Source organism: Cognaticolwellia beringensis, from assembly GCF_002076895.1.
Classification (GTDB): domain Bacteria; phylum Pseudomonadota; class Gammaproteobacteria; order Enterobacterales; family Alteromonadaceae; genus Cognaticolwellia; species Cognaticolwellia beringensis.
Genome location: NZ_CP020465.1, coordinates 560,616 through 584,317, shown reverse-complemented (window position 1 = coordinate 584,317; position 23,702 = coordinate 560,616). Strand labels below are relative to the sequence as shown.

The window sequence follows — 23,702 nt, the reverse complement described above, 5'->3', positions numbered from 1 at the left end:
GATTAATCTTTATTTTCTTCAGTGTTAGATCTTTTCGCAGCGCGATCAACTGAGGCTAAAATACCACGCATCATTTTCAATTCTTTTACATCTGGTCGTGCGCGATTAAACAAACGACGCAGCTTAGTCATCACCAAGCCTGGATGACTAGGCACAATAAAGCCGGTTAACTTTAGTGCATTTTCAAAATGTTGATAAAAGCGCTCTGTTTCATCAACAAGTGGATACTCTTCGCTGTCATTTGACGTGAAAGCTTGCTCTTGATGAATTAAGAAGCTAGTCCGCACTTCATAACTTAACGTTTGTACCGCCATCGCTAAATTTAATGAGCTATATTCAGGGTTAGCTGGAATTTGTACATGAAAGTGACATAGCTGTAATTCTTCATTCGTTAAACCACTGCTCTCTCGACCAAAGACTAACGCTACAGGGTACTCTTGTGCTTCTGTGATCAGTTTTTCGCCACAACCGCGTGGTTCTAACATTGGCCAAGGTAGTGTGCGCGACCGAGCACTTGTGCCAACCACTAAACCACAATCATCAATCGCCTCTTCAAGCGTCGATACTACTCTGGCATTTTTTAACACATCGGTTGCACCTGCGGCTAAAGCCTGTGCTTGGCCATTAGGCATTTCAATCGGATCAACTAAAACAAGATCTGTTAAACCCATTGTTTTCATGGCACGAGCGGCCGAGCCAATATTACGACAATCTGAGGTATTAACGAGAACTATACGTACTTTACTTAATAAAGAATCTGACATTATCTACACTTACTTAATTCGAAGGCAATATTCCATTAGCATTATTTTATTAGCTAACGTTATTACCTATCTAGACGGCTAAAATTGTCGATAATGTTAACACAGAACATTATCCTTGTACTGCGAAAAAATCAGCCCTTTTGCGTGTTTATCAATCTGGGTTAGTTCTTTTTCTTATAAGCTAACGAAAACTTAGTAACTTATACATCTTATGCTATTACTTTATTTAGTCTCATCAACATCCGTTGCTTATTAGTAAAGAAGAGTGTCGCAAATTGATAATTAGTTTGCTATAATTCGCGCGCTTAATTTTGGGGGTTCATCCCAGTATGACTTTTAAAATTAACCTCGTTCTTTTACATAGCTGTTTATGACATTTTACAACATATAGGGTAGTCGATAATGCATCCGATGCTAAATATTGCCGTGCGCTCTGCACGTGCTGCGGGCAAAGTAATTCTGCGCGCTTTTGAACAAGTAGATAAGATTGAAATTGAATCTAAGGGTACTAACGATATCGTTACTAATGTTGATATAAGTGCTGAACTAGCTATTGTTGAAACAATTCAAAAATCTTACCCACACCACACCATTATTGGTGAAGAGTGTGGCGTTATAGAAGGTAAAGAAAGTGACTATCAGTGGATTATTGATCCATTAGACGGTACTTCTAACTTCGTTAAAGGTATTCCACACTTTGCGGTTTCAATCGCTTTAAAAGTTAAAGGAAAATTAGATCAATCAGTGATCTACGATCCTATCCGTGGTGAGTTATTTACGGCAAGTCGTGGTAAAGGTGCTCAATTAAACGGTTTCCGTATTCGCGTGAAACAATCTAAAGAACTTAAAGGTTCTATTTTGGCGACAGGCTTCCCTTTCAAACATAAGCAACACACTAATGCTTATTTAGAAATGTTTAAAACACTTTTCGGTAAAACATCAGATATGCGTCGCGCTGGCTCTGCCGCGTTAGATTTAGCTTATGTTGCTGCTGGACGCGTTGACGGTTATTTCGAAATTGGCTTAAAGCCATGGGATACAGCTGCCGGTGAATTAATGGTCATCGAAGCAGGTGGTTTAGTCACTGACTTTGTTGGCGGTCATAATCACAGCAACTCGGGTAACATTGTTGCAAGTAGCCCACGTTTAGCCAAAGAAATCTTAAAAGATATTCGTCCTCACTTAGGTGAAGCATTAAGCAAGTAAAGTTAATGCTTACCGTTAAAAAGCGCCTTCTGGCGCTTTTTTTATGTCTGTAATAAATGAATTTACTCAGCTAATTGAAATATGGGAAGTCCACTGAGACTAAAACTAACGATGAGAAATATCGGGTGTTAACTTTATCGGACAGCTAGCGGCAAGCTCATTACTAGCATTGAAATTTAGTCACTAAACGCTAATAGCACTTTTTGACTCAATAGATTGATATTGCTATGGTCTGTAAAGTGAGTAACAGACACTAAGCTTTCTAATACAAAGCTCAGCTCTTATTATAAATAATTTAAATTGATTAAAAATAAAGGATTATTTTTGAAAATATTATTATCTCTGACTTTCTTATTATTAACACTTGAATCTACTGCAGGTGTTACTCAATGGATTGATTTTAATTTAGACGGAGGTCATGTAAAAATCCCTGCTACTATCGCAGGAATTGATACTTATGCCATTCTTGATACCGGTGCTCAACTCAATGCCATTAATAAAGCCTTCATCGCCAAGCATAACTTAACTTTTGATAAAGGTAGCAAAATAAGAGTAAAAGGCGTTTTCGGTACTGATAATAAAACTACTTTTAATAATGTCCCTGTTGGCTTTTTCGGTATAGAAACTGAGCTAGATAAAATGACTGAAGTGAGTTTGGGTTACCATACTAATGGCTTTTTATTAGGGGGTGGATTTTTTGATCAGTTTGTCACTCAACTAGATTATCCAAATAAAAGAATGCGTATAATTAGTCCAGATTCTATCGATGTAGCTAAATTTAAAAACATCGAAATAAAAAGTCAAAAAGGTACAGGTATGCCTATAGTAAAAATTGGACTGCCTAATGATAAACACTTATGGCTTTTATTTGATACTGGAAATTCTGGAGGCATGGTTATTGAGCGCAAAGTAGCCAATAAAATGGGCTGGTTAGACGAGTTAGATAGTCAAGCAACTGTCTCAATGGGAGTCAACTCTGTGGTAGAAACAGAAAGCTTTAGAATTCCATCATTAAAGTTTGGTCCGTTCGAATTAGAAAATGTACTTGTCACTATTCCAGCTGAAGGAAATAACTCTAATTTAGAGAGCCAATATCAAAAAGCAGGGTCTCGAATCAAAGGAAAAAAGGTTCAAGGCATAATCGGTTATGACGTCCTTAAACACTTTTTAATTACTATTGATTATAAGGGCGGTTACGCTCATATAGCTTTACCTGAAGCATAAAGCCAAAAGCCAGCATAAGCTGGCTTTTAAATCATCTGGAAGTTATGAAAAGAACAGGCGTTTAAAGCACACCACGTTCTATTTGATTCAATTCAATTGATTTGAATAAAGCCGTAAAATTGCCTTCACCAAAACCTTGGTCATCAACACGTTGGATCATTTCGATAAAGATAGGCCCAAAGATATTCTTAGTGAAAATTTGTAATAAGTACGAATTTTCTTTTTGGCTATCGACTAACACTTGATGATCACGAATTCGTTGTTGGTCTTCTTTTACCCAAGGAATACGGTCAAATACATCGTCATAGTATTCAGGCACAATATTCAAAGTGTCAATAATACCTTTATCTAATTGGTCTAATGAACCTAATAAGTCATCTGAGATAAAAGCTAAATGCTGAACTCCAGGACCATTATATTCATCTAAATACTCGTCAATTTGGTTGTTACTTTGCCCCTTACCTTCATTAATGGGAATACAGAAGGTGCCACAAGGCGACTGTAAAGCGTATGAAACCAAGGCAGATTTTTCACCTTTAATATCAAAATAGCGAATATCAGTAAATCCAAAGATATTTTTATAGAAATTAGCCCAATGCTCCATTGTACCTTGGTAAACGTTATTAGTTAGGTGATCAACAGCTTTAAAGCCTTTGTCTTTCACTAAAACGGGTTCAGCAATATCTTCACAGTCATCTTCATATATAGAGCCTTTAGCGCCAAATTTTTCGATGAAGTAAATTAAGCTATCGCCAATACCAAAAATAGCGGGGTAAGGTAATTTTTTATCAACGTTTTCTGCTGACTTTGCGCCACGAGCAACCGCTTGCTCAAAAGCAAAGTCAGCATCTTCTACACGCCAGCCCATTGAACAAATGGCTGGACCATGGCTTTTCGCAAATTCTTTTGAAAATCCGGCTTGTTCATTATTTAAGAAAAAATGGATATCATTCTGATTAAAATAATCAATATCACGGCCTTTGAATTTTTTTGTTTTTGAAAAGCCGAAACCATAAAACGCATCTGCCATAAAGTCAGAATCTGGCGATGCATATTCAATAAATTCGATACCACGTAAATTTAGTGGGTTTAATACTTCTGTCATAGCTGTTTCTCTCACTGTCTCAATAAGTCGATTATTACCGTGAATTCAACATAGAGGAAGTGAATGAAAAAACTGACATTTTTTGCAGCGTAAATCTATTTTTACGTGCAAAGCGGACGAATTGTCAGCGCTGATGATCTAAGCTATAGCTAGCGCCGCTCACAGGTGTAACATTATATTTACAGTAAATTTATGCTGCTACAAATCGTTCAGATAACCCTCAAAATCTTCGTCAAAACAGACCGCTAATAATATTGATAAACGCCAATAACCTTAACTGCACCCGTTCCATTTCCTAGTCAGTGTTAAAGCTAATTCAACAACTTGGTATAACAACCGTATTTATTAACATAATGCCTAATTGAAAAGCTATGGTGTTATTTATCTATCAAACAAACGGTTAAAAGTCATCTTCCTTCGTTTGGGCTTTACATTCATCAGACGAAAAAAAACGCCAACTCTAATGAAGAGTTGGCGTTTCAGAATCCTAGTCACACAAATGATTAGTTAGTGCGTTGCTCTTTACGTGCGCGTGCTGGACGCTCAGCAGCTGGCTGTACATCTGATACCGTAATAGCAAGTGCTTGACGACGAACTTGAACACGCTTTAATTGTGTAAAAGACTTTTCAGGCATACCTTTAGGTAACTGTACAAAGCTATGTTTGTCATGCAAGTTGATAGCACCGATGTAGCTGCTGTCTAATGATATTTCATTAGCAATTGCGCCAACGATATCACCAGGACGTGCACCATGCTCTTTACCCACTTCTAAGCGGTAAGTCTGCCAATCAACATCTGAACGTGCCACTTTCGCTTTACGAGGAGCGCGCTCTGCACGACCTTCGTTGCGACTATCCGCACGACCACCGCGAGCTTCGTTACGACCGCCACGACTATCGTTACGACCACCACGTGCATCATTGCGACCACTGCTATCACGATCATTTCTTTCACGTGCATCACGACGAGGCTTAGGATCTTCTTTCGGTTGTAATGGTTGCTTTAACTGTTTTTGATAAAGTAACGCTGCCGCTAAATCTGTCATTGAAAGTTCTGACTCACTTGCCATAGTTTCAATAATTTCGCGCATTGCAGTTAATTCTTTATCAGCAACAATAGACGCTAACTCATTACAAGTACGCTCAATACGGGCTTTACCAATTTCTTGAATATTTGGTAAGTCGTACATTGCAATCGTACCAGAGGTTAAACGCTCATAATGACGTAAAGAATACATTTCACGTGGACGAACAAATGAAATCGCTGTACCACTACGACCAGCACGGCCTGTACGGCCTATACGGTGAACGTAAGCTTCGTTGTCACCCGGTAAATCATAGTTAATAACTAATGAAAGACGCGGAATATCAAGACCACGAGCAACAACATCAGTCGCTACAAGAATTGATGAAACACCTGATTTAAGTTGGTCAACAGTACGTTCACGCTGTGCTTGGTTCATATCACCGTTTAAAGCAACAGAGGCATAGCCTGCACGTTCTAATTTTTCAGCAACATCAATAGTATCGTTACGAGTACGAACGAAGATTAGCATTGCATCATATTCAACAGTTTCAGCAATACGCTCTAAAGCGGTCATTTTGTTAATGCCGCTAACTTTCCAAGCGTATTGTGTAATATTGGCTTTTTCTTTTTTCACTGCAGCAACTTTAATGTGCTCAGGATTTTTCAAAAAGCGATTCGCTACTTTGCGAATTTGCGGTGGCATGGTTGCAGAGAACAACGCCATTTGTGTTTCTTTAGGTAGATGCTCAAGGATCCACTCAATGTCTTCTAAAAAGCCCATGTTTAACATTTCATCGGCTTCATCAAGCACACAAAATGATAAGTTATCTAATTTAAGGCTCTTACGACGTAAGTGATCCATTAAACGACCCGGCGTACCCACAACAACTTGTGCACCACGTTCTAGTTGTTGAAATTGTGGTTGGTAAGATTGACCACCGTATAAAGTCGCAACTTTCAAACCTTTCATGTCTTTGGCAAAAGTTTCAATCGCTTCTGCTACTTGAATGGCTAACTCACGTGTTGGCGCTAGCACCATTAATTGTGGTTTACGTATAGTTACGTCTATTTTTGCTAGTGCAGGCAAACCAAAAGCAGCAGTTTTACCTGTACCGGTTTGTGCTTCACCAAGAACGTCTTTACCTTGAAGTAAAGGTGGAATTGTTTGCGCTTGGATTGGAGTAGATGATTCAAAACCTAGTGCTTTTACAGCAGATACTAAGTTTTCAGGCAAACCAAGGGCGTCAAAGCCTACAGAGGCATTGTTAAGATCAGTCATATAATTTTGTCTTCTCATGGTAGAAACTGGCTATACGCCAAAGCTCCTACGTACATATACGAGGAAACCACCAGGAAGACTTAAGGCACATTCATTACGTTAACGTTGAAAAGTTAACTGGGCAAGTCTATGGGCGGATATACCCCACTCATTTTAAAAATTCTGCAATTATCTGAGTTTCTCTTAGAAACTATTTCGATTCACGATTACAGAGCCGCGCATTATACAGACACTACTAATTTATACAAGTTATAATGTACATTTAGCGCTACTTAACGTTAAAAACAGCTTAAAACACCTAAAAATGATATTTTAGGCTGCTCTTAACTCGATGTGATGACTTAAGTTTTTATAGCTTAGCTATCGATTTCAACACTTTGTTTAACCTGCTTGATACGTAAGTTACCTGAGCCACTTTCAAGTATTTTTAAGCCGCCAGCCTGCTCAACATCGATATCGCCAGAGCCGTCATCGATAGTTATTACCCCATCAACTTTGCTAACCGTTAAGTCTCCTGAACCATCTTCAAAAACCGCATCACCAGATATACCTTTTACAACAATACCGCCGGAACCATCGTCAATATCAATATCACCATCAACGTCATTAATCTCTATTTCCCCAGAGCCATCAATAATAGTTACATTCCCAATGACCTGACTAATATAAAGTCCACCTGAGCCATCGTTAATATCAAGGTCACTTTTAATGTTTTTGATGGTCAGTTCACCTGAGCCGTCCTTCACTTCAACGCTGCTAGCAATGTTGCTGATGTTTATGGCGCCAGAGCCATCGTCTACGTTCAACATTAAGTGGCTTGGCATTATTATTTTAATATCAATATGTGGCGAATCACCCTGCCAAAAACCATTGCTGTTAATTTTAGCCACTAAAGTCGCATTTTTACCTGACTTAGTTAAGGTTAATTCATAGTCATCTGCATTACGTTCTTCAGCATATATATCAGCAACCACGGTGATCTCTGTTACTTGATCTGATCCAGAAATAACCAAAGCACCCGCTCCGGCTTCAACATCCAATGCATTAAGCATTTGGGCATCAATAATGAGTTCTTTTTTGCTGTGGTAATTGGCATGAGAGGGGCTTGCTACGACAATGCAGCCACTTAAAAAGGTTGCACCTGATATAAAAAGTAATACTTGAGCTAATTTCATTGGTCTATTTCCTTGTAAACTATCGATTATTAATAATTGTTTGCACAATACAATCAAAAATCACGCCAACCACTAAATAACTTTAATATTAGTAACTTAGCAGATAGCTTAAATCGATAAAATATTTTGGACAATAGATTTTGGTTAAAATAACAATTAATTAGCGAATTCTGAAGTCATTACTAAGAACTGATCAATTGGTTAATTACTTCAGGAAAAATGCCGAAAACTAAGCCTAGTGTAATGAAGCTATAGACTAATATTTTTTCTATAATATGACTGCTGATTTCATTAGAATTTCCGCGAACTAAAGGCACAATGGGAGCCTGAGGATCGGCAAAAACTTTAAAGATCAACGGTAAATAATAAGCTAAACCAATACCACTGCCGATAATAAGTATCGCAATTAACCACCAAGCATGGGCAATAGTTGCCTGACTTAAAATATAAAACTTACCAATAAAGCCCATTGTTAAAGGAATTCCAGCTAAGCTCAACAAGCCAAGTATCATCAACAAGCCATAACTAGGCGCATGCCAAAACAAGCCCTGTAAATCGTTCAGAGAGATATCTTCTTGGTAATTTGTGTTGCTATTTGTTTGTTGAATTAAGGCAATAATGATAAAAATAGACAAGTTAGCGACGGTATAAGCCGCTAAGTAAAATAAACTACTTTGCCAAGTAAAGGCTAAGCTTTGCTCAGAAGTCACAATGATCACAATCAGTAAATAGCCCATATGGGCTATCGATGAATAAGCCAGCAAGCGTTTCAGGTTTTGCTGCTTAAGCGCCATTACATTGCCCAGTAACATTGAAATTACGGCAAATGACATCAAAAACACTTGAAAATTTTCCAGCAGTAAATAGTGCTGTGCAATAATACACTTAAGTAAAACCACGAACATAGCAACTTTCGAAATAGTCGCCATCAATAACGTTACAGGTGTTGGTGCCCCTTGATAAACATCAGGTGTCCAGAAATGAAACGGCGCAATTGATAATTTAAAAGCAATACCAGAAACAAATAGCAACAGACCTAACTGAAAAAATCCCCCTAACCCTTGCTGATGATATATTTCGCTGGGTATTGAGCCATTAAAACTCAAATCACCGGTAACGCTATAAATAAAGGCGATGCCTAACAACATAAAGCTGGAGGCTGTGGCACTTAATACTAAATATTTAAAACCACTTTCAACGCTATATTGACTGTCGCGATGGTAACCGACCAAACCAACCAAACTAATGCTAAGCAGTTCAAAGCCCAAAAATAAGCTAGCAAAATGGTCGCTAGTCACCAAAATACCCGCGCCTAGTACCATCAGCAATAATAATAAGTAATACTCGTCGTGCACCTCTATATGCGCTTTTAAGAAACTATGACTCATACGTAAAGCTACAATGGCTGAAATGAGTATCAAACTAAAAGCAAAAGTGCTGTAACCGTCAACTTTTAGTAGCTGTGTTACTTGGATAGCTTGGCTTGTTAGTAAACTCACATTCGCTATCAATGAAACGAATAGTATAAAAAAAGTAAAGAGTACAATTGTGCGTTGCGATCTTTTCCAAGCCACCAAAAGCAGCGCTAATGTTATGCCAAAAGCAATAATGAGTTGCGGTAAAATTGCGCCAGCCATAGCTGTGGTAAGCAAGGGTTGAGAGATATCTGCAATAAGCATATTACTAGACTCCAAATGAGAATTTAAGCAATAGCGTCGGATATAAACCAATGGCTAAAAGCATCAAAAATAATGAGCCACAAATAATCAGCTCCCTAGACTGTAGATCAACAATGTCCAGCTTTGGTGCGCCTTGAAAGCTCGATTGAAACAGCACCATGCCATAAATAGCAGAGCCGATAAGACCTAAGGCTGCAACAATGGCAAATTCAGGCAGCACTTGAAATACCCCAACAAGGCTCAAAAATTCACCAATAAAGTTAGCTAAACCCGGCAAACCAAAAGCAGCGCCAGCGAAAGCTAAAGCAAATCCGCCCATACGAGGCGCACTTTGCCAAAAACCGCCCATATCGGCTAAATTTCGACTGTGAATCCGTTGATAAATCATGCCCGCCATTGCGAACAAAGCCGCGCTGCTTAAACCATGTGCCACCATAGTGACAATTGCACCTTGATAAGCCGTGCTGTTGAACGCAAACAAGGCCAGCATCACAAAGCCCATATGGCTGATACTGCTGTACGCGACTAAACGTTTAAAATCTTGTTGTGCAAAAGCCATTTTCGCACCATAAACAATACTCACCACCGCTAATGTCGCGGCAATGGGAGCAAATTGCATACTTGCTTGTGGAAATAAGAAAATAACAAAACGAATTAAACCATAAGCCCCCGTTTTTAGCAGCACGCCTGCCAGTAATACGCTACCTGCTGTAGGCGCTTGAGTATGCGCATCAGGTAACCAGCTATGCACCGGTACTGAGGGTAATTTAACCGCAAAGGCAATAAAAAAACCTAACATCAAATATTGACTCATTTCGAGTGGAATATCTAACACAAGCCAATCGAGGTAATAAAAACTTAACTGCCCAGTTTGCAATAAATGAAAATACCCCGTGGCAATAATAGCCACTAGCATTAATAAACTGCTCACTTGGGTAAAGATGAAGAATTTAAGCGCGGCAAATTGACGTTTTTCATGTCCCCAAATAGCGATAATAGCGGTCATAGGGAGTAACATAACTTCCCAAAAAAAGAAGAAAAGAAACATATCAACCGCGATAAATACCCCAATAATACCGGCAATTGTTAACAGTAAATTAAAATAATAAAAACCAACATGAGTTTGAATTTCACGCCAAGAAACTAACACACAAATAATAGCTAACAACCAAGTCAACGCTATTAGCACAATGCTTAACTGATCAATCGCGATACTATATTGAATATTAAAGGTTTTAATCCAATCAACTTGGGTCATTACCTGTAACTTAGCGAAGTCATTATTGTGATTGAACGCTTGATTGAGAACAAACACTGCAAAAATTGTCGCTAATAAGGCTAAGCTAATTAATGCCAACCATTTAGCACTACCTTGCCAATATTTTTCAGCTCGCCATGCCAAGGCACCAGCAATCAACAATGCCAACATAATAAAGGTGAGAGTCATAAGAAACTTACTCCTAACAGCAGCATTATGGCTAACCCAAAAGCCGCTAAATACCAGCGTAAACTGCCATTTTGAACCAGCAACAATGCATCGTGCCACAAGCTAACGTACCAAGCATTGAGCATAATGATTTGGTCAAATATGTCGTGCTTATTTACCTTGGCAAGCCACTGATAGGGCTTAACTAACAGCACATTATATAAAGTGTCAAAACCTAAACCTTGACGGCAGAACACCACAAACTTGCCTTCACTGGCCTGAATTTTATGCGCGCTACCTTTTATGGCAGCACTACGGTAGCTTTTAAAATAAAACCAAGAAAACAAAATACCGATAAAGGGCGTAATAATCGCAACCGTATGCAACCAATTGGGTTCATCCAACAGTGCTGAAGGGGTTTGTATAAATGTTGAAAACACTAAGGTAAGATCAAGCGGTATAAGCCCTCCAAATAGCGACAACAGCGCTAACACGATTAATGCACTACGTAACAAAGTACTTTTTTCTGTGTGTGTGTTTTCACTGAAGCGCGCTGCCCCTAGAAAGGCAAGAAAGAATAACCGGCAACTATAAATACTGGTTAAGAATGCCCCTAAAATGGCACACCACCATAACATCGGCCCGGCAGTATTAGACGACCAAAGCTGAGCAATAATCGCTTCTTTAGAGAAAAATCCTGAAGTGCCAGGCAACGCCATCAAGCAAATTAAACCCACAATAAATAAAACGCTTTCAAACGGCAGTTTTTTCAATAAGCCACCCATTTTAAAAAGGTTTTGTTGATGATGTAGCGCATAAATAACCGCGCCTGCCGTAAGGAACAGTAGTGCTTTAAAAAAGGCATGGGTCATTAAGTGAAATACGCCGGCCGACCAAGCTCCAGCGCCGAGTGCCAGCATCATATAGCCAATTTGGCTCATGGTTGAATAGGCGAGAACACGCTTAATATCGGTTTGTGCTAATGCCGCAACACCGGCAAGTAATAAAGTTAAGGCTCCTAGCCAAGCGACATAATTCATTACTTCAGGCGATAATAAAAAGATGCCATGCATGCGGGCAATTAAATATACCCCGGCGGTAACCATAGTTGCGGCATGTATCAATGCACTGACCGGTGTTGGCCCAGCCATAGCATCTGGCAACCAAGTTTGCAGAGGTAATTGTGCTGATTTACCAACCGCACCACCAAGCAATAATAAGGCAATCCAGTAAATATCGTTTGCTTGCTCCGCACTAGAAACCGAATTCGCGCCAGCCGCAATATTATTAGCTTGTTGTGCTAATGTTGTCACCGCTTCAATATTTAATTCACCAAAAGTATTAAACAATAACAGCAAACCTATAGCCATTGAGGTATCGCCAATACGGGTAACAATAAACGCTTTACGTGCGGCTAACACATTGCTCTTTTCTTGATACCAAAAACCAATCAATAAAAAGCTACATAATCCAACACCTTCCCAGCCAAGATATAACAGCACTAAATTATCGGCTAAAACCAATATCAACATAGCGACGATAAATAAATTCATGTAAGCCATAAAACGCGAGAAATTCGCGTCAGTCTTCATATAAATAGCAGCAAATAAATGAATGAGAAAACCTACACCACAGACCACACTGATCATAACAGCGGATAGACCATCAAGATAAAAGCGCATATTAACTTCGCTAGTACCGAGTTGATTAGTTAAATCAAACCAATGCCAGAGATTAACTGTCAACACTTGGTTTTGAGTTGCTGACAATTCAAGCAATAATAGCGCGCTCACTAAAACCGTCAGTGCCATACTAGTGACACTAATGATGGCGGCAAGCTGCCAAGACAGTTTTTTACCAAAGGCAATTAACAGCAAAAAACTCACTAAAGGATAAAATGGTAAAGTCGCTAATAGCACTATCATTACCCCTTCATCTGGTTTAATAAATCAATATCTAAGGAACGGTATTTCTTTTGCATGCGGATTAATAAGGCTAGCCCTACCGCAACTTCAGCAGCGGCAAGGGTTAAAATTAAAATAAACATGACTTGTCCATCAGCCTGTTGCCAAACACTGCCGGCACCAATAAAAGCAATGCCAACGGCATTTAGCATAATTTCCAAACTCATCAAAATAAATAACGTGTTTTTTCGTGCCACCACGCCAATAAAGCCGATAACAAATAATAAACTCGATAATATAAGCACATGAAACAAAGGAATAGAGGTCATAGCGGACCTCCAGTAACATCAGGTTTTGCATAGTGATAACCGGCTAATAAACCGGATAAAAGTAGAAAAGACGCAATTTCAACAGCAAGCAAATAGGGCCCATACAACATAATACCGACGGCTTTTGAACTGATAACTGTTGCTTGTAGGCTTTGTTGCATTTCGGCATTATTAATAATAACAACAATTTCAATTAGCAGCGCAAAGGCCAACAACATCGCCCCCACCATATTCGCTAAATTTTTATTCTTTGGCGCGTTTGCGGTTTCATCTTTCCCTAAACCAAACATCAGTACGGCAAAAACAAACAACACTAAAATAGCACCGGCGTAAACAATGACTTCTAATCCGGCAGCAAAAGGCGCGCCCATTAGATAGAAGCACACAGCAACCGCCAATAACGACACCACCAAATATAACAGAGCGTGTACGGTATTATTGCCTGTCACCACTTTCAAGCTAGCGATTACGGCAACCAAACCAGCAAGATAAAAAAGGCTTTCGATAGCGGCAAAATTAGCGAGCATATTGGCTCTCCTTAGCACTATTTTGAGTTTTTACTAGCAAAGTTATGTCACGATTCATGGCATTAAACCTTTAATATCAATTGGCGGCCTTTCCTGCTCTGCTTGTCCCTTGCCTTTACCTGCAATCGCAATACCTGATTGCTGATAAAAACTATAATCGTGATATTTACCCTGACCATTAATTAATAAATGCTCTTTTTCATAGACTAAATTTTGTCTATCGTATTCTGCTAATTCCACATCTGGGGTTAATTGAATGGCATAGGTAGGACAAGCTTCTTCACAAAAACCACATAAAATACAACGAGAAAAGTTAATACGGAAAAAGTCTGCGCGTTTGCGACCATCATCATCAACCACTTGCTGCAAAGCGATACAATCAACTGGACACGCCACCGCACAAAGATTACATGCCACACAACGCTCTTCACCATCAGGATCTCGAGTCAGGACAATTCGACCGCGATATCTGGGTGCCAAATATGGTTTTTCTTCTGGGTACTGCACCGTATCGGCTTTAGTAAAGGTGTGTTTTAGCACTAACCACATGGTTCGAAGTTGACTAAACATTATCGCCCCCGTTTGCATTGATTTTATCAGTGTGAATTTGATGGAGCTTATTCATAGTTATAGTACTCCCGTTAAGCGCAATACTGCCGTAACCAAAAGGTTTAATAACGCTAGAGGTAACATCACTACCCAGCCAAACTTTAGTAATTGGTCAAATCGAGGACGTGGCAGTGATGTTCTTAGCAGAATAAAAAACATCACAAAAAACATAATTTTAATAATGAACCACAGCAATGGAGGTAACCATGACGCAAGCGGCTCTGGCATTAACCAACCGCCAAAGAAAAGCACAACTGACATGGCTGAAATTAATGTTACGCCTAAATATTCACCAAGAAAAAACAAAGCGAATTTCAAGCCAGAATATTCGGTATGAAAACCAGCGGTTAACTCAGTTTCAGCTTCTGGAAGATCAAAAGGTAATCGATGGCTTTCAGCAATACCCGCGACTAAAAAAATAAAGAAACCAACAAATTGCGATTGAATCAACCAACCATCGCTTTGCGCTAAAACAATTTCACGAAGGTTAAAAGTCCCGGTTAGTAACACCACGCCCATTACAGACAGGCCCATAAAAACTTCATAACTGACCGTTTGTGCGGCCGCTCTCATACCGCCTAACAAGGCATACTTAGAGTTTGACGCCCACCCTGCCAACACCACGCTATAAACAGCCAGTGAAGCCATAGCAAGAAAAAACAATAAGCCAATGTTTAAATCAGAAACGCCAATACTAGGCGAAAACGGTACGACTGCAAAGCTCATCAATACGCACATCGCGCCAATAATCGGTGCCAGAACAAAGACTAACCGATCACTAAAAGGTGGGATCCAATCTTCTTTACCGAGAATTTTCAGTAAATCGGCCAATGACTGCAAAACACCAAAGGGCCCAACTCGATTTGGACCACACCGGTCTTGCCAAATACCAATCATTCTGCGTTCAACCCAGACCAACATAGCCGCAATAGGGATAAGTAAGGCGATGATGATAGTAATTTCAAACAGTTTCCATAGCATTTCAACCATCATTCAATCCTCCTGAGAATAATCGAATAGGAATAGTTTGATCCTTTACTTTTAGCCTTTCGAGAATGTTTCCTTTGCTTTGTTTCGCGGCGATTAACCCATCATTAAATTGCGCTAGATAATCGGTCACCTCTTGGTCGCATGCTAGAGAAATACTCATTTCAACTTGCTGCGTCAGCGGCTGACAAAGGGAAAAGTTACCAAAAGCTAATGAACTAGGTAAATCATTGACGATAAAAACTTGACCGATGACACTTTGACTGGCCAATTGCATTTTTTCGTTTGTTGCTGAGAAAATAACTTTACACCACTGACCTTTTTTCACCCCAGCTTGTTGAGCGGTCTCAGCATTAATATAAATTTGATTACTTTGTCGCAGCATTTGAAATTCAGGGGTTAACGCGGCTTGCCACTCACTAAAATAAACGTGTTTTTGCTGAACATAAGTTAATAGATTAGCCGCTAAGTTATTAGCAGGACTGTCTTCACTATTTTCGCTGAGTCGCCAAGTTGGATTGTTGGCTATTCCTGTCGATATTGCGATAAACACCGCTGCTTTTTGCTTTAATAATTGACCATTAATTTCTGTTTGAAATTGAGCAATAGCTTGGTTCGAATTCCAACCCGGCGCCCAAGCAAAAGGCATATCACTACTTTGCCCTACAGATTTACCTTCCATTGAAAACGTAAAGTTATCGTCAATTTTTTGCGTGGTTTTTGCTTCATGTACCGTGATATTAGCCATTTGTGCTGTTCGTCCACTGGCTCGATGGCTCATTCTCGCAATGGGCTTTTGCTGAGGTTTAATACTCTCTTCTGCTATTAACATAGGCCATTGAGTATAAGTGTCAGTAAAAAATTGATGTAATTGAGTGAGTGATTCGCAGTCGTTATTTTTAGCGACTACTTGCACAGATTGATGAGGCTTAAGCCCACTAGCTTCAGTCGATGTTTTCGGTACTTTTATACCTATAATATCGGCAATATTATCTAACCAACGCCAGCTTTCTTGTATCGGAAGCACTGGTGCATGTACTTGTATGAATTGCTGTGCTCGGCCTTGGTAATTAACATAATGCCCGTCTCCCTCAGTAACCGCCGCAACTGGCAACACAATATCAGCAATACTTGAAAGTCGATGTGCTGAATGATCTAGCACAATGAGGGTTTTGGCTGATTTTCTTAACTGCGCGATTTGATGCGCAGAAAGCTTCTCCAGTTCTTGCTCAAGTAACATAAGTCCTTGATAATTTTTATCAGGGTCATTTAGTTGTGCCAAAACTTGTTCTATTGACAGCGATTGCTCATCTAAAATTGATAATAAACCAACGCTATTACTGCAAGGCGGCACGATAACTAATGCGGGCGCTACCATTTCATTTTGCTGTTTAAACGCCGATATTAGATTGGCAATATTATTCAAAATTTCGGCACAAACAGAGCTGGTACCCGATATAAATAATGGCTTTTTAGCTTTACGTAAGGCTTTATAAACGCAAACAATAAAACCTTGCTCCCTGGTACTTAACTGATCTTGCTCAGCTAAGTCGGAAATCGCTTCTTCTACGGCTTTGTCATTGTTAATACTTTGCACTTTGCCGAACTTTAAGAGCTTATCTAAAGAGGCTAAACATTTTGATATTTGCTCTACAGGTAACAGTAATGCTTGCTCCGACACATCATCGAGTTTAGTACTGGTACTTTGTAGGGAAAATAACGGTGATAACAACTTCCCCCCGATAGTTCGTACCGCACTGTCTTGCCATGACGGAATACCTATATTTGCTGCTTTATCAATAGCGGCATTGCGCAGCGCTTGGCGAACCGCCAGAGCCATTCGCGGCGCGGTTTGGCTAATATCCTCTGCAATAACAAAAATAAAGTCACTGTTTTCAATATCCGCCAAACTTGGTGCTTTGTTTGATGCCAGTAATTGCGCATGTTGCGCCGCTACTTTCATTTCTTGGTCATTATAACCAGGACTAAACTGCTCAGCGCCAACAATATTTTTCAAATAAAAGTTAGCTTCTAATGAGGCACGAGCAGAGCCAATTCCAATGAATTGTTTTTTTCTAAAGTGTGAAAAAGCTTTTGCAACATCTAACTTAGTTAACGAGACAGGTGACTGTTGCGCGATACCTTTAGCTTGGTTGATGCGCTGTTCGCCATTAACAAAACCTATACCAAAACGACCGCGGTCACAGATAAAATAGCCATTAATATCGCCATTGTAGCGATTCATTACTCGGCGCACCGAACCATAACGTTCGCCAATACTTAAGTTACAACCTACAGAGCAATGGCTACAAACCGACGGTGCAGATTGTAGATCCCATTTTCGGGTATAGTGCGATGAAAAGACTTTATTGGTAAATACGCCCGTGGGGCAAACTTCAACTAAATTACCGCTAAATTCACTCTCTAAAGCCCCGTCAGATTGACGACCAAAGTAAACTTGGTTTTTTGAACCATACACTCCGAAGTCCTTACCACCCGCATAGTCATTATAAAAACGGGTACAGCGATAACAAGTAATGCACCGGTTCATTTCGTGGCCGACTAATTCACCTAAATATTGATTGTTGAATGTGCGTTTTGTGCCCTGGTATTCCCGTACGCTATGACCTGTCATCACCGTCATATCTTGTAAATGGCATTCACCGCCCTCAGCACAAACGGGACAGTCATGTGGATGATTAGTCATCATTGCAGCGATAACTTGTTCGCGAAATTCACTAGCCTCTTTATGCTTAATACTAATGCGCATACCGTCAGTAACTGGGGTTATACACGCCATGACTAAACGCCCACGTTTATCATCTTCATCTTGAAATTGTGTCACGGCGCACTGACGACAAGCTCCCACTGATCCCATCGACGGGTGCCAACAAAAATAAGGTAAGTTTAATTTTTTTGATAGCACTCCCGCCAGTAAATTATCTTCAGTGTTTAGCTGATAAGGCAAGTCATCAATGAAAATCGTTACTTTCTTTTCACTCATGTTATTGCCCTGCCTTTGGTGATGTAGGAGAGAGAGTTGACTGAGCTGATTGAATATTTGACACTTGGGCTTGCGATACTTTAGTACGCTTAGGCGTCATCGACGGATTATAATGGCAACAACCGTGCTCGATATGCTGTAAGAAATCGTCATGAAAATATTTTAAAGCGCTTCGTAACGGTTCAACAGCACCTGGTGCTAAAGCGCAATGAGTTTTACCTATCCACATAAAATCACACAACTTAGCTAAGGTGTCTAAATCTTGTATTTTGCCTTGGCCTTGTTCGATACGGTTGAGCACTTCAACAGCCCAAGGTGTGCCATCTCGACAAGGTGTACACCAACCGCAAGATTCTTGAGCGAAAAAACGCATCAAATTTAACACCATAGCAACCGGACAGTTTTTATCGTCTAACACAATCAAGCCACCGGTACCTAAACGACTTCCCACTTTGGCTATAGAGTCAAAATCCATTGGCGTATCCAAATGTTCTTCAACGAGGAAGTCAGTTGATGCACCGCCGGGCAGTAAACCTCTAAATTGTAGACCCTCTTGCATACCACCTGCATAGTCGTATAGCACCTCACGCAAAGTCGGCCCCATAGGTAACTCCCACAAACCTGGAGTTTTAACTCGTCCACAAGCACCATAAATTTTACTTCCGGCGTCACTGTTAGGCGCAATCGCCTGAAACCATTCAATACCATTTTTTAATATATGCGGTAAATTACATAGGGTCTCAACATTGTTCACTATGGTAGGTTTGCCAAATAAACCACTAACTTGTGGAAAAGGAGGCTTAGCTCTAGGCGTTGCACGTTTGCCTTCTAATGCATTTATCAACGCAGTTTCTTCACCACAAATGTAACGACCCGCGCTGCAATGGACATATAAATCCATGGAATATGCACTACCCTGAATTTTTTCACCTAACCAATTATTTTGATAAGCCTCGTCAATAGACTGTTGCAAGCGCTTTGCCGCTAAATGGTATTCACCGCGCAGAAAAATATAGCCTTTATTTGCACCTATGGTGTACGCCGCGATAATCATAGCTTCAACTAATTGATGCGGCACGCCTTCAAGTAATAAACGGTCTTTAAATGTGCCTGGCTCCATTTCATCGGCATTGGCGACTAAGTATTTATTGTCTGGCGCATTTTCATCTCCGTCCTTAAACATCGGGACAAAACTCCATTTCATGCCCGTTGGAAAACCGGCACCTCCGCGCCCTTTTAAGCCTGAGTTTTTAACAATATCTAATACGTCGTTTGGTGAATGTTCTAGCGCTACTTTTGCCCCTTGATAACCACCCACTTGGCAGTAATCGTCAAATGACAATGGTTGTTGTAAATTCACCCATTGGGTTAACGGCTTTAGGTTGTTGTAGGATATCGACTCAGGCATTTACTGCTCCCTTAACCGCAAGCTGTTGTAGAATATCAACCGCGCTTTCAGGACTTAAATGTTGGTAATGCTCGGTGCCAATCATCATAGCGGGTGCTTTGTCACAACTGCCTAAACAAGCATTCGACAGTAGCGTGAACTTACCGTCTGCTGTGGTTTGGCCGTATTCGATATTTAAATGTTGCTTTATGGCAGCAAGCACAGCGTCGAGGCCAGTTAAATGACAAGCAATGCTGTCGCACAAGTGGATCACATGTTCGCCGACAGGTTGTCGGTAAATTAAATTATAGAAAGTCGCTACGCCCTCTAGTTGGGCAATGGGAATAGCAAGCAAGTCACTAATGGCAAAAAGGCTTTCATCACTGATCCATCCACGATTTTCCTGCACGACTTTAAGTGCCTCAATACCAGCGGCTTCACGTGTTTCCATGATACTGGCCTCATGCTCAATCGCAGCAATTTCAGGTGCCGTTAAATAATGTTGATAATCAATTGTCGTCGTGTCGATTGTTTCCATCACTATCTCTTTATTTGCTAAAACTGGTGATTACTGACTCAAGCCATTTTTTAATCTACATATATGAAATAACATTAAATTTTTATCGATCAACATCTGCCATCACATAATCAACACTACCGAGTGTGGCGATAAGATCGGCCACCATTTGCCCCTTACTAATTAATGGCAACATTTGTAAATGGGGAAAGCTAGGTGTGCGAATTCGGGTGCGATAACTCATGGTGCTGCCGTCACTGATCAGGTGATAAGCCATAATACCTTTCGTGGCTTCTACGCTGATCGACACTTCACCTGCAGGGATAACAGGTCCCCATGAAACATTAAGAAAATGCGGTATTAAAGTGTCAATATCACGCATAGTTCTATCTTTTAATGGGGGTGTGGTTTGTGGATGTTCTGCTTTATAAGGGCCTTCAGGCATATTGTTAAGGCATTGCTCAATAATGCGAATACTCTGGCGCATTTCTTCTACGCGAACCCGACAACGATCATAGCAATCACCGTTTTGACCCAGCGGTACGTCAAAATCAAATTGATCATAGCCGCCATAAGGTCGTTGTTTACGCAAGTCCCATGAAAAACCCGTTGCCCGTAAACCTGGGCCTGTAACGCCCCAATCAATAGCTTCTTGTGTTGAATAAGCACCAATACCCACGGTGCGTTGTTTTAAAATTGAGTTTTGCATAACCATTTTTTCATATTCATCAAGACGCTTTGGCAAGTAATTAACGTAATCACGCACTAAGCCCTCCCAACCTTTAGGCAAATCTTGCGCAACGCCGCCAATGCGGAACCAACTCGGGTGCATGCGAGCGCCGGTAAAAGCTTCAATAATGCCAAAAAGCTTTTCACGGTCGATAAACATATAAAAGATAGGTGAAAGTGCGCCAAGATCTTGCGCGAATGTGCCGTAGAACAATAAGTGGCTAAGAATACGGAACATTTCCGCGGTCATAATACGAATAACTTTCGCGCGATCGGGTACGGTAATACCCGCGAGTTTTTCCACAGCCATAACATAAGGAAAGTTATTCATTACGCCGCCAAGGTAATCAATGCGATCAGTGTAAGGAATGTAACTATGCCAAGATTGTCGCTCGCCCATTTTTTCTGCGCCACGATGGTGATAACCAATATCTGGCACACAGTCGATAATTTCTTCGCCTTCCATTTGTAAAACAATACGAAAAGCGCCATGAACACTTGGGTGATTGGGTCCAAGATTTAAAAACATAAAATCGCTGTCTTTGCTTTGCCGCTTCATACCCCAAGCTTCGGGGTTAAATTGCAATGCCGCTTGTTCTTTGTCTTGTTGATAAGGTGACAGCGTAAAAGGATCCATTTCTGTCGCACGCGCGGGATGGGTTTTCAGTAACGGATGTCCTTTCCATGTCTCCGGCATTAAAATACGGGTTAAATGCGGATGATTTTCAAAAACGATACCAAACATATCCCATACTTCTCGCTCATACCAATTGGCATTTGGCCATAAACTACAAACACTCTCTAAGGTTTTATCTGTGATGTTCAAGGCAACTTTAATACGAATGTCTTGGTTACGTTGATATGAGCGTAAGTGGTAGCTGACCGTAAAAGCTTGAGATAATAATGAAGGGTGTTCTCGTTCGCTTTCATCAATAGCGGTAATGTCAAAACACATATCAAACGGCTGCGCTAACTCTTGTTTTAATACTTGCATCAGTTTGATTAATTGATCTTTTTCTAACCAATAGGAAGGTATATCGTCAACAATATTCTCGACGGCGCTGACCGGCTGTAATTTGAGCTTAGGTGAAAGAGCAAGAATTTCATCCAGCAAAGGAACAGCTTGTAGCATCTGCCAATCATTACTCGCTTTGATATTTACTTGTGTTGCCATTAACTTCCCTTCACGCTAGCCATTTTTATTATTAGTCTGCTTTACTACGTATTCAATTTATTGAAACTTTTCTTATTAAAGCCAATGCCTGAGCCCATTTAAATATGATCAGGGGAGTCTAAATTAGTCACCTGTATGCGCTCTTCGTGCTTAATATCTCGCAATGACGGCTTACCAATTTCACTCACCTGCTGTTCGCCCACCGCCCAACTTAACGGTCGTGGTTGATGTTCGATTTTGGTTTGCAGCAGTAATAATGCTTCGAGTAACGCTTCTGGACGAGGCGGACAACCGGGTACATAAACATCAACGGGGATAAATTTATCCACTCCTTGAACAACACTATATATGTCGTACATACCGCCGGAATTGGCACATGACCCCATGGAAATAATCCAACGAGGCTCCAATAGTTGTTCATAAAGGTGTTGAATGACTGGCGCCATCTTCCGAAAACAGGTACCTGAAATTACCATCAAATCAGCTTGTCTTGGTGTTGCTCGTATTACCTCAGCGCCAAAGCGGGCAATGTCATGTCGGGAAGTAAAGCTTGTTGCCATTTCGACATAACAACAACTTAAACCAAAATTAAATGGCCATATGGAATTTTTACGTCCCCAATTCACCATGTCATCAAGCTTAGCAAAAAGCACACTGCGCTTTAGCTCTGCTTCAGAAATACCCTTCATTTCACCCATGGCGTCATCTAATTTTGCTTTTGTTAGCGACCATTCCATTATTGCTGTCCCTTAGTGTTATCAAAAAGAGTTTGTTCAAAAAGGCTTTGCTTAATTGGCTGATTTTCAGCTTGTTGCAAGCGCTGAAGTTGCGTTGCTCTAAAAGGTTGATGGCGACGTGTTAACTCTAATGCGCCAATACGAATCAAATAAATTAAAGCCGCTAGCAAAACCGTAATGAAGATACTGGCTTCGATAAATCCTGGCCAACCAACTTCGTCAAAAGCAATCACCCAAGCAAAAAGATAAATTGTTTCTAGATCAAAAATGACAAAAAAGATGGCATATAAAAAGAAGTGATTAGTAAAGCGGGTTTTATTGTCAGAGACAGAGATAATGCCAGATTCATAAGGTGTGTCTTTCGCCCGCTGTTTTCCTTTGGGGCCAAGAAAATGTGACAGCAGCATCATAACAATGAGCATACCAGCCAAGATAATAAAGTAAGCAGCAATCGGCCATACTTGAGTTATTTGATCGGATATTTCCACAAAGCCTCCACTGATAACTTAATGTTTGCTTGTGCCAAATATTAATGGCTCACAAATCATTAAACTAAAACCGACAGACAGCAAACTTATCGATACATGCTTAATACGCAATACCCAGCCATTCATCTGAACTTTGGCATAACAATAGAGCGATTAAAATAATGTTAACATTAGCTAGCTATATTGGATTTCAGTGTTACTAAAATTCATTGCAAAGTAACGACTAAGTAGATGGGACAGACAAAAGAGTCTGCTAGGTAGGTTAAATTCCTGACCTTATAGGGAGCATGTTATTACCTGTTGGTAGCAATCGCTCACTGCATTTACTTATTATTGTTATTTCGCTTTCGCTAACTTTCTCTCTTCATTAATCCTACTGAGATAGCACCTATAACTTTATAATTTAAACAATATTTGCATAGTCG

The 23,702-nt window shown here is 40.2% G+C and carries 19 protein-coding genes; 2 read left to right on the top strand and 17 right to left on the bottom strand.

Translation table 11 applies throughout. The annotated features are described in order from the left end of the window. Positions 1–2 precede the first annotated feature (2 nt). Entirely contained in the window at positions 3–764 is a 762-nt protein-coding gene (trmJ, locus tag B5D82_RS02415; RefSeq protein WP_081148925.1) for a tRNA (cytosine(32)/uridine(32)-2'-O)-methyltransferase TrmJ, read from the bottom strand. A 402-nt stretch (positions 765–1,166) separates the two neighbouring features. Between trmJ and suhB the strand changes: the two genes are divergently transcribed. Both suhB and B5D82_RS02405 read left to right on the top strand, forming a co-directional pair. Next, positions 1,167–1,970, top strand: a complete 804-nt coding sequence (gene suhB / locus B5D82_RS02410; protein ID WP_081148923.1) for an inositol-1-monophosphatase — start codon at positions 1,167–1,169, stop codon at positions 1,968–1,970. Positions 1,971–2,294: 324 nt separating this feature from the next. Further along, positions 2,295–3,194, top strand: coding sequence for a pepsin/retropepsin-like aspartic protease family protein (locus B5D82_RS02405; RefSeq protein ID WP_081148922.1), 900 nt, complete (start codon positions 2,295–2,297; stop codon positions 3,192–3,194). Between the two features lie 61 nt (positions 3,195–3,255). Here B5D82_RS02405 and hppD read toward each other — a convergent pair whose 3' ends face one another. From hppD to ndhC, 16 genes are all read right to left on the bottom strand, one after another. Next, entirely contained in the window at positions 3,256–4,299 is a 1,044-nt protein-coding gene (gene hppD, locus B5D82_RS02400; RefSeq protein WP_081148920.1) for a 4-hydroxyphenylpyruvate dioxygenase, read from the bottom strand. 503 nt (positions 4,300–4,802) lie between these two features. Beyond that, positions 4,803–6,605 (bottom strand): DEAD/DEAH box helicase, encoded by a 1,803-nt coding sequence (locus B5D82_RS02395; protein ID WP_081154254.1) that lies wholly within the window; start codon positions 6,603–6,605, stop codon positions 4,803–4,805. A gap of 356 nt (positions 6,606–6,961) precedes the next feature. After that, positions 6,962–7,780, bottom strand: coding sequence for a DUF4097 family beta strand repeat-containing protein (locus tag B5D82_RS02390; protein ID WP_081148919.1), 819 nt, complete (start codon positions 7,778–7,780; stop codon positions 6,962–6,964). 182 nt (positions 7,781–7,962) lie between these two features. Further along, positions 7,963–9,459 (bottom strand): NADH-quinone oxidoreductase subunit N, encoded by a 1,497-nt coding sequence (locus tag B5D82_RS20035; protein WP_081148917.1) that lies wholly within the window; start codon positions 9,457–9,459, stop codon positions 7,963–7,965. Positions 9,460–9,463: 4 nt separating this feature from the next. Then, the gene (locus B5D82_RS02380) at positions 9,464–10,906 is read right to left on the bottom strand and encodes a complex I subunit 4 family protein (RefSeq protein WP_081148916.1); all 1,443 of its coding nucleotides are present in this window, start codon (positions 10,904–10,906) and stop codon (positions 9,464–9,466) included. Beyond that, on the bottom strand, positions 10,903–12,810 hold the full coding sequence (gene nuoL / locus B5D82_RS02375) for an NADH-quinone oxidoreductase subunit L (protein ID WP_081148914.1): 1,908 nt from the start codon (positions 12,808–12,810) through the stop codon (positions 10,903–10,905). The genes B5D82_RS02380 and nuoL overlap by 4 nt, the downstream gene beginning before the upstream one ends. Continuing rightward, a complete protein-coding gene (nuoK, locus tag B5D82_RS02370) occupies positions 12,810–13,118 on the bottom strand; it encodes an NADH-quinone oxidoreductase subunit NuoK (protein WP_081148913.1) in 309 nt (102 codons plus the stop codon). Before nuoK ends, nuoL begins: the two co-directional genes overlap by 1 nt. Next, the gene (nuoJ, locus tag B5D82_RS02365) at positions 13,115–13,645 is read right to left on the bottom strand and encodes an NADH-quinone oxidoreductase subunit J (RefSeq protein ID WP_216629012.1); all 531 of its coding nucleotides are present in this window, start codon (positions 13,643–13,645) and stop codon (positions 13,115–13,117) included. The genes nuoK and nuoJ overlap by 4 nt, the downstream gene beginning before the upstream one ends. 54 nt (positions 13,646–13,699) lie before the next feature. Then, positions 13,700–14,215, bottom strand: coding sequence for an NADH-quinone oxidoreductase subunit NuoI (gene nuoI / locus B5D82_RS02360; protein WP_081148911.1), 516 nt, complete (start codon positions 14,213–14,215; stop codon positions 13,700–13,702). A gap of 57 nt (positions 14,216–14,272) precedes the next feature. Further along, positions 14,273–15,247 carry an NADH-quinone oxidoreductase subunit NuoH gene (gene nuoH / locus B5D82_RS02355; protein WP_425429874.1) on the bottom strand — a complete coding sequence of 325 codons (975 nt, stop codon included), beginning with the start codon at positions 15,245–15,247 and terminating at the stop codon, positions 14,273–14,275. Further along, on the bottom strand, positions 15,237–18,245 hold the full coding sequence (gene nuoG / locus B5D82_RS02350; RefSeq protein WP_081148910.1) for an NADH-quinone oxidoreductase subunit NuoG: 3,009 nt from the start codon (positions 18,243–18,245) through the stop codon (positions 15,237–15,239). The genes nuoH and nuoG overlap by 11 nt, the downstream gene beginning before the upstream one ends. 1 nt (position 18,246) lies before the next feature. After that, positions 18,247–19,653, bottom strand: coding sequence for an NADH-quinone oxidoreductase subunit NuoF (gene nuoF, locus B5D82_RS02345; RefSeq protein WP_081148908.1), 1,407 nt, complete (start codon positions 19,651–19,653; stop codon positions 18,247–18,249). Beyond that, positions 19,646–20,170 carry an NADH-quinone oxidoreductase subunit NuoE gene (gene nuoE / locus B5D82_RS02340; RefSeq protein WP_081148907.1) on the bottom strand — a complete coding sequence of 175 codons (525 nt, stop codon included), beginning with the start codon at positions 20,168–20,170 and terminating at the stop codon, positions 19,646–19,648. Before nuoE ends, nuoF begins: the two co-directional genes overlap by 8 nt. 82 nt (positions 20,171–20,252) lie before the next feature. Next, complete coding sequence (gene nuoC, locus B5D82_RS02335; protein WP_216629011.1) at positions 20,253–22,052, bottom strand: NADH-quinone oxidoreductase subunit C/D; 1,800 nt, start codon at positions 22,050–22,052, stop codon at positions 20,253–20,255. Positions 22,053–22,150: 98 nt separating this feature from the next. Then, positions 22,151–22,750, bottom strand: coding sequence for a NuoB/complex I 20 kDa subunit family protein (locus B5D82_RS02330; protein ID WP_310733442.1), 600 nt, complete (start codon positions 22,748–22,750; stop codon positions 22,151–22,153). A 38-nt stretch (positions 22,751–22,788) separates the two neighbouring features. Beyond that, positions 22,789–23,277: an NADH-quinone oxidoreductase subunit A gene (gene ndhC / locus B5D82_RS02325; protein WP_245807541.1), complete on the bottom strand. Its 489-nt coding sequence runs from the start codon at positions 23,275–23,277 to the stop codon at positions 22,789–22,791. Between the last annotated feature and the right edge of the window lie 425 nt (positions 23,278–23,702).